We start from the raw sequence: 13,197 nt of genomic DNA, 5'->3' as shown, positions 1-13,197 counted from the left end.
AAAGGACGAAGTAGGCATTTTCCTACTTCGCTCCTTCTTTTCTAAGTACAACCTTCACGGTCTTGAGCAGGATCTGAATGTCTCTCCAGATCGTCCAACCATCCATATACGCAACGTCGAGTTTGACCACTTCGTCAAAATCAGTAATCTCACTGCGTCCGCTCACTTGCCAAAGGCCTGTAATCCCTGGCTTGAAACTGAGTCGGCGTTTTTGGGCTGGCGTATAGTCTTGGTATTCGTCTACCGTTGGAGGACGAGTTCCGACTAGACTCATATCACCGATCAACACATTGTAAAATTGTGGTAATTCATCCAGACTGGTCTTACGGATAAAGCGTCCGATTGGTGTGACCCGTGGATCGTTTTCCATCTTAAACATCCCACCCGTCATGGTGTTTTGCGCCATCAGATCTTTTTTAATCTCTTCGGCATCCACGCGCATGGAGCGGAATTTATAGAAATTGAAATACCGTCCGTTCTTTCCGACCCGTTTTTGTACAAAGAAGGCAGGGCCGCCATCTTTACGGATTAGAGGGACCAAAACGATACTCACTAGTCCACAAATCAAGAGACCAAAGAGGGCTCCCGCAATATCCAAGAGACGTTTGGCAAATACGTGGCTCGGTTTGTAGAAATTGGTTGAGAAAGTGACGACACTTAGTCCCCCGACTTCTCGAACCCGTTTATTGCCCAAAGAAGCGAAGTTAAAGGCATTGAGATTGACCGATACATCGATCCCCATACTCTCAAACTCCGAGACGAAGTCACTAATATTGTAGTCCTCACTTGGCAGATTGATAAACACTTCATCCACCACTTCCTTGGTCACAAAGTTCATCATTTGATCCGGCTGCACCACCCGTACACCCGAATGGGTAAAATCCGTATCGTCCATGACGGTGACACCGATCAATTCCCCATGATAGAGGCTGGGCGAATGCAGAATATCAAATACCTTTTCCATCCGACTAGTCGCTGTAATCAGGAAAATCTTTCGCGAACTTTTCCGCCGTGGTGAAACAGACTTCCGGTATCTCTTGAGCAAGAGATCCATGATGTAGACGGAAAACGTATTGAAAAGAAAGAAGTAGATCATCCCCCGACGAGAAATGGAAAAGACCCCGTCGAGCATAAAAGAGGTAAAGGTGATTCCAACAGCGAAAAATACATTGTATTTCAAGACCTGAAAGAGCTCATCTAGATAGCCTCTGCTGTAAAAACGATAGGCAATATTGCTAATGTAGAAGGCTACAAAATGCAAGAGATAGAGAATGGCAATTGTCTGCGACGTGTATTCTGCATCCTTAAAAAGACTCACAATGTAAGCTGAAAATAGGACAGCCAAACTTTGAAAGAGAACAATATTTAGTTTTTCCAGTTCGATTCTTTCTTCTCCCATTTTCCTCAATCCTATTCTTTACTTTTTCCCGTACTCTCCGTAAGATCCATATCCACCGTATGAACCATACTCAGCAGCTTTAATGTTAAATTTATTGAGCACTACTCCCAAGAAAGGTGTGCCTGTTTGTTCTAATTGATCCTTGGCCTTTTGGACAGCCTTGCGTCCGTTGGCACCAGATTCTGTGATCAAGACAGTTCCATCACAGCGTTGGGCGATAATGGCCGCATCGATCACGACCCCGATTGGAGGCGTATCGACAATGATGTAGTCAAAATGCTCACGCAGGGCATCCATCATCACAGTATAGTTCTTGCTTTGCAAGAGACCTGTTGGGTTTGGCGCTACTTGTCCAGACTCGATGATATCCAAGTTTGGAAAATCAGTCGCATACAAGATTTGGTCCAATTGACTACGGCCAGATAAGAAGTCGGTCAAGCCTTGGATCTTAGTACGGCTACGGAAAATCCCTGTCATGACAGAGTTCCGGATATCACAGTCTACCAAGAGGGTCTTGTAGCCCGCACGCGCAAAGGCAACGGCCAAGTTGGTTGAAGTGGTTGATTTCCCTTCATTTTCTTGAACAGATGAGATGGCGATGACTTTTAAGTCTACCCCACTCAATTGGATATTCGTCGCAAGGGCATTGAAGTACTCTTCTGCCTTCCGAACTTCTTGCAATTTATTTTTTGAAATTTCTAACGTATTCATGCGATCCCCAGTCTACAGTTTCTTAATATCTGGCACAATACCAAGCAAGGTTAAGCCCATCAACTCTTCGATATCTTCTGGTCTCTTAACACGATCGTCCAAGACTTCTACTACGACCATGAGCACCACCATGAGGCCTGCTCCAGCAATAAAGCCAAGAAGGACATTGCGTCGGATATTTGGTGAAGAAGGTGATTGAGGCACTTCTGCTTCATCCAAGGTTGTAACATCTGACACCTTGGTCACAGAAATGATCTTTTCAGCCGCTACATTCCGAAGGCCATTGGCAATGCGAGCCGCTTCTTTTGGATTTCCATCCTTAGCCGTGATCGAAAGGATACGAGTATCTGTCGGAACGGATACACTGATCTTTTTCGACAACTCAGCTGGTGTCATATCGAGTTTCAATTCTTCGATGGCTTGGCTCAAGACATTTTGAGAAAGAATGATCTCACGGTAGTCCTTAACCAAGTAAGAACCAGCCTGCAAATCAGAGTTTGTCAAGGCATTGTTGTCTTGGTTTTGACGACTGACCACATAGATCCGGCTAGTACTTTGGTATTCTTTCTTGGCTAAAAAGGCACTGTAGCCAAATGCTGCAATGGCAAAGACAAGAGCGACCAAAACGATCGAAAACTTGCGTTTCCATAGGGTCTTCAGCATAGCGAAAACATCAATTTCCACTGCTTGATTTTCTTGATTGTTCATTTCCTAATTACTCCTTCATGTGGATCTCTCCACCTGTTTTCTGGTTAGATTAATTCATCCGCTAACAAGAGTTCTTGATTGCTGACAAAGAGAGCTTGTGCTCGTTGTTCTCCGTATTCTTCCTTGATCAAGCGATAGGCTTCTGCCATATAAGGCGGTCGTTTATCCACATTGTGCATATCACTGGCCACAAAGTGCACCAAGTCTTTTTCTAAGAAGTACCGAGCTCGTTTTTTGAGTTGTTTTTGTTCATCCCCAAAGAGGCGAGGCTTGAGAACACTGGAACTATTGATCTGCATGTAGCAGCCCATGTCAATCATCTCTTGCACGCGCTCCTCATTTTTCTCCAAGCACTTGTAGCGCTCGATATGGGCCACCACCGGTGTCACACCTAGATGGAGCAAACGGTCCAAGGCCGTATGGATCTCCTTGTAAGGTGTTCCCATGCTGAATTCAATCAGCGCAAAGCGCGTCTCAGCTAAACGTGGAATGATCTTTTCTTCCAGTTTTTTCAAGACATCATTGGTAAAGTAGATCTCTGCCCCGTAATGAATCGTTAAATCTGGCGCGACTTCTGCCGCAATTTTTTTCACTTCTTGAAAATTTTCAGAAATCTTTTCTTCTGGAGTTTCAAACATCCCCTTGCGACGATGAGAAGTGGAGATAATGGTCCGTACCCCTTGGCGATAGCTTTCTTCCAATAAGGCACGTGTATCTTCTCTTGTCTTTGGTCCATCATCCACATCAAAGACGATGTGCGAGTGGATATCAATCATTTTTCTTTTCCTTCCATTACTTTTTGAATGGTTTCCTTAGCCTTGGTCAAGCTGGCTTGATCCAACTCCATGACATAGAGGTTGGATCCAGGCATAGCATAAGACGGCAAGTCATTTCGTCCTTGACCAGTAATCGCTTGAGATGTCACCTCATAAGAACCACCCGTTTCTAACTGGGTATTGATCAAGTTCATCATAGTCGGCAACTGCATATTGGTTTGGACAGAATCTTGGAGGTTTCCGATAATCTCGTTGTAGTTGCTTAAGACCTTAGTTGAGGTCAACTTTTTGATAATGGCCGCAATGACTTTTTCTTGGTTTTTCCCACGGTCATTGTCGCCACCTTGGAGTGAGTAGCGTTCGCGAACAAAACCGAGGGCTTGCTCTGAATTCAAATGAACCTTTCCAACCGGGAAATGGAACTTGCCATGCAGGCTCGTGAATTCTTGGTCATTTTCCACATCGATCCCCCCTAGAAGGTCAATCAACTTGAGGAAGGAGGTGAAATTGAGACGAACATAATAGTTAAGCTTGATATCATAGAGATTCTCAAGGGTATGGATCGAAGCATCCACTCCGTAGATCCCCGCGTGGGTCAACTTATCGTTCTGGTTGTTACCACCATCTGCAATCGGTACATAGGCATCCCGTGGAGTCGTTGTCAATAGGACTTGCTTGGTCTTCCGATTAACCGTCATGATGATATTGACATCTGAACGAGAAACCGAGGTTACCGGACCATAGGTATCGATCCCGCTGACATAGATGTTAAAGACATCCGCATTGGCAGACACCTTGCTCGTCGCTGCCACTTCTTTTCGGACCTTGTAGGAATAGATTTTCTTCAACTTCTTCGCATAGTCCGCATCTTCTGCGGCAATGGTATCCTCAAAGGTACTGTTGAGGACCATAGCAGAAGCATTCCCTTCTTGCAGGCTCTTATAAGCATCTAGATAAGTCGGGGCATCCACTACAGAAATTTCCTGACCCTTGGTCTTTTTGATGTTGTCCAAGAGGGCAGTGAGATTGGCTTCGTTATTATTGCCCTTTGGTGCCACCACTTCCTTGATTTCTTTGATATCTTTGATGTCACTGTCTTTCTTGACATAGACAGCCATCTCAAATTCTGTATAGTTAGAGTGGCCATTGACATTACTGGTCAGATTCAGCAGCTGTTGACTAGCAAACAAAACTCCTGAACTAGCCAATAAACCGACAAGAAGCAGGACCAAAGTTGTCTTTTTGGCCTGATTTTTGATCACAAACCAAGCTGACAAGAGCAAGAGAAGAGCTAGTAGTGCAATCACGAGAACATTGACATAACGAAAAGCCAAGATGTTATTGGCCAACATGGTATAGGTCGCCCAACTTGCAGTCATAAGCAAAAAAATAAGCAATACGGAATTAATGATTCGCAATTGCCCCCACTTATGCTCTGAACGACGACTCCGTCTCCTTTGTGACATAAATACCTCCAATTAGTCCTAATCATATTTATTGTAACATATTTTTAGCAAAAAATGCATTAATTATCACTTTTTTGTCCGTTATGGACATTCGGAAAGTAAGCGCTTTCTAAAACAAGCAAAAATCCCTTGTATACTTATGCAGAGAATCTAAAAAACCGGGCGAAAAACCCGGTTTGAGAATGTAGACAAACTGTTTTTTACATCAAACAAGTTAATGAATGCCTAACAAATTAAAATGAGATGCTTTTTAGGCTTATTCAATCATCTACTGAAACTTTCCGCCGTGAGAAAAGTGCTAGAAACACTATTGTTTCTAGCACTCGGGAGTTTTGAAACTTTAGGTTCAAAACTAAGTCATGGAACTTCTTCGAAGTTCGCTGACGTCCGTACTCACCTAAGGAAAGTTTCTAAGATGACTCTGTCTTCAATCTGAACCGGGTGAAACACCCGGTCTTTTTGAAGATCCTACAAAAGATCATCTCGTTTGACCTGCTCAAAACTTTCTTTGCCGTCATTGAGCTTGTCCCAGATGACGACTTTTCCTTCTTTGAGGGATTTTTGAACATCAATGATCCGCTGATTAGAAGACCCTCGGAACTGCAACATAAGGTTGCGTTTGCTCTTATCATAGCGGCCATCAACCAGAATATCAATCAGTGAGAGAAGCTCTAGTTTGTCTGGTGTCTCCAGCATCATTTCTTCCCAAGTGTAGCCAGTCCAAGACCAAATATCTTTGTCGGGCAACTCTTTTCTCACGCGCTTGACCAAGGGCAGAAGGATGCCGGTGTTGAGAAAGGGTTCCCCCCCAAGCAGGGTCAATCCCTGAACATAAGGCTGGGCAAGATCTGCCATAATCTGTTCTTCCAACTCTGGTGTATAAGGAATGCCTGCATTGAAAGACCAGGTCGCTACATTGTAACAGCCCTCACAGTGAAACATGCAGCCGGCCACATAAAGGGAGTTGCGGACTCCTTCGCCATCGACAAAGTTAAAAGCCTTGTAGTCGATGATGCGCCCTTGACTCAGTTCTTCACTCTTCCATTCACCTGGTTTAGGTGTATTCCATGTCATCCTTCTACTCCACTTCTATCCAATAACGCTCCGTTCCATTTCGAACATCTTCAAATTGACCGCCATTAGCTAAGATAACCGCTCGGCTGGCAGGATTTTCCGTGCTACAAGTCACCAGAGCACGATGGATGTTCTTTTCTTTAGCTACTTGCAAACCTTGACGGAGAGCCTCCTTGGCATAACCCTTGCCTCTTTCCGAGGGACGGATGGAGTAGCCAATATGACCAGCATAATTCAGCAATCCCTCATTTAGTCTCAGCCGTAGATTCAAAAAACCTAAAGCATGACCTGATTTATCAAACAATACGAACTGAATTGATGGAACGCGATTTTCAGGCAAGTTTATTCCCATTTCTTTATTAAGGTTAGTTTCTAGCCACTCCTCATAATCAAAGTTCTCAGCATCCCAAAAGCCGCCGTCGTGGGCCGACTGGGTCTCTTCAAACTCTGCCATCATCTCTAAAACTGTTTCTTTATCTGCTAATCTTGGTCTGCGTAGTTCCATATTCCCCTCCCCATACGAGAAAAGCGAGAGCGAACTCTCACTTCACAATATAAACAAATATTTTTAATAAAATGAGTTAATAAATACTGAAACAATAAGGTGACGCTTATTTATTAAACTTTTTCAAGAATCTACTGAGACTTTCCGCCGTGGGAAAAATGCCTGAAACCAACAAGTTTCAGGCATCCGGAATTATTGAGACCCTAGGCTCAATAATTAGTCATGGAACTTCGTAGAAGTTCGCTGACGTCCGTACCCACCCAAGGAAAGTCTCAAAAGAGAATTCCATCTTCAATATGAAGCGAAAATTCTCACCTTTATTTTTTCTTATTCTTATTTAAAAATTGTTCTCTCAGGCTAGCTACTCGGTCTTTTTTATTGATTCCACCCTTTGAATGCTTCTCATGGAATCGTTGAACCTGAGCCTTACCCTTATCATCTAATTGGTATTTTCCCATAATGTCCTTTTCTAATCTGTCACTTGGTGTCCAGCTGATTTGATAGTGGATCCATTCATGTGTTTGACACGCGCAGCGATTTCCTTATGACGGCCATTGACCATCGGACGAGCTTGCGGGTTTCCTAGATAACCACAGGTCCGTTTGACCACATCAACCGTTTTCGGATCGCTATTGCCACAGTTTGGACAAGCAAATCCGCGCTCAGTCGGCGTGAAGTCTCCCTCAAAATCACACTTGTAACAACGGTCAATCGGCGTATTAGTTCCGAGATAACCGACCCGGTCATAGGCATAATCCCAAACCGCTTCAAGGGCTTTTGGATTTTGTTGGAGCACAGGGTATTCACAATAGTGGATAAAGCCACCAGAAGCTCCCGCTTCAGGATAAACTTTTTCAAAATCCAACTTCTCAAATGGCGTTGGGTTCTTACGAACATCGTAGTGGAAACTATTGGTGTAGTATTCCTTGTCTGTGATATCCGGGACCTTCCCAAATTTCTCCGTATCCAAGCGACAGAAGCGGTCTGTCAAGCTTTCTGACGGTGTTGAATAAATAGAGAAGTGGTAATCATACTGGTCAGACCATTCTTCCACGCGCGCTTTCATATCCTTGATGATATCGATCGTGAATTGTTTGGCTTCTGGATTGTGTTCCCAATTTGGACCATAAAAGACGGTTGCAACTTCATAGAGTCCGATATAGCCAAGAGATACGGTTGCTCTGCGATGACGGAAGAGCTGATCTACCTGGTCATATTTGCCCAAGCGTTTTCCGAAAGCGCCATACTGGTAGAGAATCGGTGCATTGGCTGGTGTCGCTTCTTTGGTGCGTTCCACCCGGTAAACCAAGGCATCTTCAGCGATGTTCATCCGTTCATTAAAGATTTGCCAGAATTTCTCCTTGTCTCCGCCCGATTCCAAGGCAATCCGAGGTAAATTGACCGTCACAACCCCTAGGTTCATCCGGCCAGAATTGACTTCCACACCATTCTCGTCCTTCCAACCTTGAAGGAAAGAGCGACACCCCATGGGCACCTTGAAGGAGCCTGTCAATTCGACAATCTTGTCATAAGAGAGGACATCTGGATACATGCGTTTCGTAGCACATTCCAAAGCCAATTGCTTGATATCATAGTTAGGGGTTCCAGGTTCTAGGTTGAGCCCCCGCTTGAGGGTAAAGATCAGTTTTGGAAAGATAGCTGTCCGATGTTCCGATCCAAGTCCCTTGATTCTAATTTCCAAGATCGCCTTTTGGATTTCCCGCTCGAAGCGATTGGTTCCAAGACCAAAACCAAGCGAAGTGAAAGGAGTTTGCCCGTTTGAAGTAAAGAGGGTATTGATCTCATATTCTAGCGATTGCATGGCATCATAGATGTCTTTTTGAGTCTTACTCCAAGCATAGTCCTCTTGCTTTTCAGGAAGTACCCACTCTTTGGCATCCGCTAAGTGTTTTTGGTAGTTCTTTCCTGCATAAGGGGCCAAGACTTCATCGATCCGGTCTGCTGAACAGCCACCATACTGACTAGAGGCCACATTGGCAATAATCTGCGAGATTTGTGCCGTTGCAGTTTGGATAGACTTAGGACTTTCGACTTCTGCATTCCCGATCTTAAAGCCATTTCTGAGCATGCCTTCAAAATCGATCAAACAGCAATTGGTCATCGGTGTATAAGGGCTATAGTCCAAATCATGGTAGTGGATGTCCCCTTTTTGATGGGCATTGGCTACGTGTTTGGGCAACATTTTGAGACCAATAGACTTACCAACAATCCCCGCCGTCAAATCCCGTTGCGTATTAAAGACATCGCTGTCCTTATTGGCATTTTCATTGACAACCGCTTGGTCCTTATTAAGGAGTTTTCCAATCGTAAAGTTGATATCCGTTGCTTTTGAGCGCTCAAAATCCCGCTGCGTCCGATAAGTAATATAGCTCTCTGCGATGGCATATTCATTGGCTTGAAGCAATTCATGTTCGACGACATTTTGGATCTCATAGATCTTCACACCATTTGGAAAACGTTCCAAGATCTCTGCAATCACGCGATCGACAATGGTTTCTAGCTTGGCTTCCAGCACAGGAGTGAGAGAAGTCACTTCTTCTGTCGCCTTCAACAAGGCTTTATAAATTTTTTCAACATCGAATTGAACACGGCGGCCATCTCGTTTTTCAACAAAAATATCCGGGGCCATTCTCAGTTTTTCTTCTCTCAAGGTGATCATACCAAACATGCCTCTCTTCATTTATTTACATACAAGTTGTATTATACCACTCCAAAAATAAAAATCAATATCTTGTGGAAAATTTTATAAAAAACTTTCTAAAGCACAAGATATTGATTTTCTTAAGAGCGTTGATAGAGTTTGAAATGACGGTATTTCTTCTCAACGAGACGATAATTTTCTTTGAGCAAGTCCTTCATTTTGGAGGTCAATTCTACCTGATTATTGACCACAATATACTTGGGTTCAGACCGATCGATTTGTTGGGTTACATTTGTCCGGTTTTCATTAATCCCCAGATAAGAAGTCGGGGTCAATAAGGCAGAAGCTGCCAAACGATCACTTTCTTGATAGAGAATAGCTGTCGTATCCCAAGCATAGATGGTATCTTTGGCCTTACTATGGTTATGAATGTAGCTAGCAATAGCGCTCCGTTCACTCGATTGACCAGACTGAAGCACAACATCTTGAACCACCGGATTCGCCAACAGATAGACAAGGGCTACTAGCGGTAAGAAAACTTGGCTCGTAAAGTAAGCGGCCCAAACTTCCTTGTTTTTCTTCTTCCGACCACGACGTTCGATCCCATCGTTTTCTTCCCCATCTCGTGAGAACCAGATCGCAAACAAAGGAAGAACAAATGGCAACATCGGTAACAATTGGTAAGCTCCCTGTTCAGGAAGACCAATCGACACGATGAGGACCACCAAGCTACCTGCCCATCCCATAAAGCGGAAGATCCGGCGAGCACTGCTATTTTGCTTCGTAAAGGACATCAAAAAGGCAGAGACCAGACCAAAGGCGAGCGCCAACAGTCCATAATAAATGGCATTACTGAAGGTCTGTCCATTGCTAAAATTCAAGGCATTAAAGACATAGGTCACTTGGTTAATGGCATAACCAAAAGTCTGATTCAAAACGGTGATATAGCCAATTGGATAAAAGACGAGTGAAAAACCAAGGAGAGCTGCCAACAGTTGATAAAAACCACGCGCCCATCTCTTCTGCTTGATATTAAAGGCTGTTAAACCAAGGAAGGCCAATAAATAAAACAGGGCACTGGTCATCGGATCAATCAAGAAAGCCACGGCCGCAATCGCACCGTAAAGGATAAAGCCTTCGTCCTTACGATGCCCAATCAGATAAGCCAAAATGAAATTCATGCTGGCAAATAGGATTGGAAGGCTAAACAAGGTCACATAAGTCCCTCCAAAACCAAGGCCTAGCACCAAGAAATAAAAGAGTAGCTGGACATTCTTCGCTGTATCTTTATCAGACACCAACAGGCGCACAACCCGATAGAGATAAGTACCCGCAAAGAAGAGGGCAATCGCTTGGAGGATCATCAAGATCCAATGTCCACCAGCTAAACTTCCCAACCAGTTGATCGCATAATAGAGAAGACCATTGGTTCCGTAAAAATCACCAAACGGGACTTGACCTTTGGTCATTGCCCAGCCAGCATACAAGTTTTGAGATTGCTGATCGGTTGCAAAACGGGTCAAAAATGGGACCCCGACATGCAGCAAACTAATCAAGAGACTCAATACAAAAGGAATCGCTAGGGGCACTGGACGCTTGGATTGACGACGGATCTGCTCAACTGCCACATCTGCTTCTAGCTCTTCCGTATCCTCTTCTACCTTAGATGCTTCCGCTTTTGTCGCTTCAACTCCCGCCTTACGGGAACGACGACTCATCCGACTGAGCGTTTGCTCCGCTTCCTGTTCCGATTCTTGTGTAGGTTCTGCTACTGCTTCTGGCTTGGTATCACTAATGGACTCTGATACCTCCATTGCAACCGGCTCCTCCAAGACTTCTGCCTGCTGGCTATGAGTCGGTTCTTCTTCACGAAAAATCGATTTATCCAGCACTTCGCGAATTTCACGTGTATCCTGGAAACTATCTCCCACATGAATCCCTAATTTTTTCGAAGTCATTTCTTGCTCTTTTTCGCTCATTCTTTTTCCTTTTCTTCACTATTCCTCTGCTTTTCCTTTTAGAAAAAAGCTCATTATCTTCTCTAGTATACCAAATTCTGCCGACCATGTCAGCCTCTTGCCACATAGTCCTATGGAAAAAGAGTCAGATCTCTCAGCTTCTGACTCTTTCTTCTGTATTCCCACACCTATTACAACATCGGTGCGAACAATTGCATAATTTCCTTGATTAAGCTTTGGTGCCATGTAAAGCGGAAGGTATCTTCCGTGATTTCTTGGGATACTTCAAAGATGTGGTCAAAATCCGCCCGAATCTCTTTCAGAGCAGGCGTCCGATACATCCAAACCGCATTTTCATAGTGATGGACCAGACTGCGGTAATCAAAGTTAATCGACCCTACAACCGCCATTTCATCATCGGCAAGAACTTGCTTACTGTGGACAAAACCAGGCGTGTACTCATAGATTTTCACACCAGCATCCATCAGATCCAAGTAAGCCCCACGCGTAACAATTTGGATCAATTTTTTATCCGGAATATGCGGGGTCACGATGCGAACATCCACCCCACGAAGGGCCGCATTGCGGATATCTTCTGTCAAATCATAATCGATGATCAAGTAAGGAGTCGTGATATAGACGTAATCCGTCGCTTGGTTGATCATATTTTGATAAACCGTCTTTCCGACCTGCGACTTGTAAATCGGCTTTGGTCCACTCCCATAGGGAATGTAGAGCCCTTCTCCTTCGACCGCCTTATTTTCAATATGGTAGCGGTCAAAATCCTCGATTTCCCCACGGTTGATGTACCAGTTCATGAGGAAGAGTCGCGTTAAGGCCTTAACAGCTCGTCCATCTAAACGGATGGCACTGTCCTTCCAGTGACCAAACCGCTCAATGTGGTTGATGTACTCGTCTGCCAAATTGACACCACCCGTATAGCCGATCTGCCCATCAATGACCAGAATCTTGCGGTGGTCTCGGTTGTTATATGCCACTGTTAGACGGGGGATCACCTTGTTAAATTTATGGGCATCAATTCCCATCTTTCGCAACCGTTTGGTATAGTTCCCTGCCAAGGTCGCCATACAGCCGATATCGTCATAAAGGAGTTTGACTTCGACCCCATCTTTCACTTTCTGCTCTAAAATCTCTAGGATACTGTTCCACATCAAGCCCTCATCAATGATGTAAAACTCGATGAAGATAAATTTTTTCGCCGCTCTCAGATCCTCTAGTAGTTGCGCATACATGTCCTCTCCTAGAGGATAAAAGGTTGACGCCGTCCCATTGTAGAGATCCGCATTGTGGTCCATGGACAAAATCGACTTGACCAAGCCATAAACTGCCTTGCTTTCTTGCTTGAGCTCCTTACCCAACTGATGACTATTGTCCTCTCGAAACTTCATGGACTCCATATTTTTCAGCTGGATCATTTCCTTTTTGGACAAACGCCGCTCTCCAAACATGAGGTATAAAAGCGATCCAAAGACAGGAATGACGGCAATCAAGAGCCAGGTCACCTTATTTTCAGGCGGGGTATTTCGATTAACAATAGCTAAGATTGTCGACACATATAAGAGCCCAATGACTGCAACAGATAGCCAATGAGGGAACCATCTATTAAGCCAGAAGAAGGCCGCAAAGGATGCCCATAGTTCAAAGCCCATAAACAAAATACTAAATCCATATTTGGACATTAATAGACGTAATTTTCGAAAGGTCACAGCATCCTCCTTTTTTTCTTTCTACTAGTATACCAATTCTTTTTACCCGTTGCAACGACCAACCAAGCCCCTTCTAGACAAACAAAAAGAGAGTGGGACAAAAGTCCTAGCCTCTCAATTATTTTTGGATTGTCGAGCAAGACGCAGTGGTTGAGTGGGCTCTACTACGCTGATTTCATCAGCTTTTACAGCCCTACTCAACTGTGCGGAG

General features: G+C 44.2%; 11 protein-coding genes. All 11 read right to left on the bottom strand.

The window, feature by feature from the left end; translation table 11 throughout:
- Nucleotides 1-22 precede the first annotated feature (22 nt).
- Nucleotides 23-1,399 (bottom strand): sugar transferase, encoded by a 1,377-nt coding sequence (locus PCY11_RS06390; RefSeq protein WP_049492609.1) that lies wholly within the window; start codon nucleotides 1,397-1,399, stop codon nucleotides 23-25.
- Nucleotides 1,400-1,417: 18 nt separating this feature from the next.
- Nucleotides 1,418-2,110: a tyrosine-protein kinase gene (locus tag PCY11_RS06385; RefSeq protein ID WP_070846121.1), complete on the bottom strand. Its 693-nt coding sequence runs from the start codon at nucleotides 2,108-2,110 to the stop codon at nucleotides 1,418-1,420.
- A gap of 12 nt (nucleotides 2,111-2,122) precedes the next feature.
- A complete protein-coding gene (locus tag PCY11_RS06380) occupies nucleotides 2,123-2,818 on the bottom strand; it encodes a Wzz/FepE/Etk N-terminal domain-containing protein (RefSeq protein WP_049472727.1) in 696 nt (231 codons plus the stop codon).
- Between the two features lie 44 nt (nucleotides 2,819-2,862).
- Entirely contained in the window at nucleotides 2,863-3,594 is a 732-nt protein-coding gene (gene cps4B / locus PCY11_RS06375) for a capsular polysaccharide biosynthesis protein Cps4B (protein ID WP_045760016.1), read from the bottom strand.
- The gene (locus tag PCY11_RS06370; RefSeq protein ID WP_070506017.1) at nucleotides 3,591-5,060 is read right to left on the bottom strand and encodes an LCP family protein; all 1,470 of its coding nucleotides are present in this window, start codon (nucleotides 5,058-5,060) and stop codon (nucleotides 3,591-3,593) included. Before PCY11_RS06370 ends, cps4B begins: the two co-directional genes overlap by 4 nt.
- Nucleotides 5,061-5,528: 468 nt before the next feature.
- On the bottom strand, nucleotides 5,529-6,134 hold the full coding sequence (gene nrdG / locus PCY11_RS06365; protein ID WP_070846119.1) for an anaerobic ribonucleoside-triphosphate reductase activating protein: 606 nt from the start codon (nucleotides 6,132-6,134) through the stop codon (nucleotides 5,529-5,531).
- A gap of 4 nt (nucleotides 6,135-6,138) precedes the next feature.
- Complete coding sequence (locus tag PCY11_RS06360) at nucleotides 6,139-6,639, bottom strand: GNAT family N-acetyltransferase (protein WP_070846117.1); 501 nt, start codon at nucleotides 6,637-6,639, stop codon at nucleotides 6,139-6,141.
- Between the two features lie 317 nt (nucleotides 6,640-6,956).
- Nucleotides 6,957-7,097, bottom strand: coding sequence for a hypothetical protein (locus PCY11_RS06355; RefSeq protein ID WP_003002079.1), 141 nt, complete (start codon nucleotides 7,095-7,097; stop codon nucleotides 6,957-6,959).
- Nucleotides 7,098-7,108: 11 nt separating this feature from the next.
- Entirely contained in the window at nucleotides 7,109-9,319 is a 2,211-nt protein-coding gene (gene nrdD, locus PCY11_RS06350) for an anaerobic ribonucleoside-triphosphate reductase (protein WP_301362598.1), read from the bottom strand.
- 122 nt (nucleotides 9,320-9,441) lie between these two features.
- A complete protein-coding gene (locus PCY11_RS06345) occupies nucleotides 9,442-11,280 on the bottom strand; it encodes an MFS transporter (RefSeq protein ID WP_070846116.1) in 1,839 nt (612 codons plus the stop codon).
- Between the two features lie 170 nt (nucleotides 11,281-11,450).
- Nucleotides 11,451-12,986, bottom strand: coding sequence for a cardiolipin synthase (gene cls / locus PCY11_RS06340; protein ID WP_070464702.1), 1,536 nt, complete (start codon nucleotides 12,984-12,986; stop codon nucleotides 11,451-11,453).
- Between the last annotated feature and the right edge of the window lie 211 nt (nucleotides 12,987-13,197).

This window comes from Streptococcus sp. SP8 (assembly GCF_030440045.1).
Taxonomy (GTDB): domain Bacteria; phylum Bacillota; class Bacilli; order Lactobacillales; family Streptococcaceae; genus Streptococcus; species Streptococcus parasanguinis_I.
This window is presented reverse-complemented; position numbering and strand designations above follow the sequence as displayed.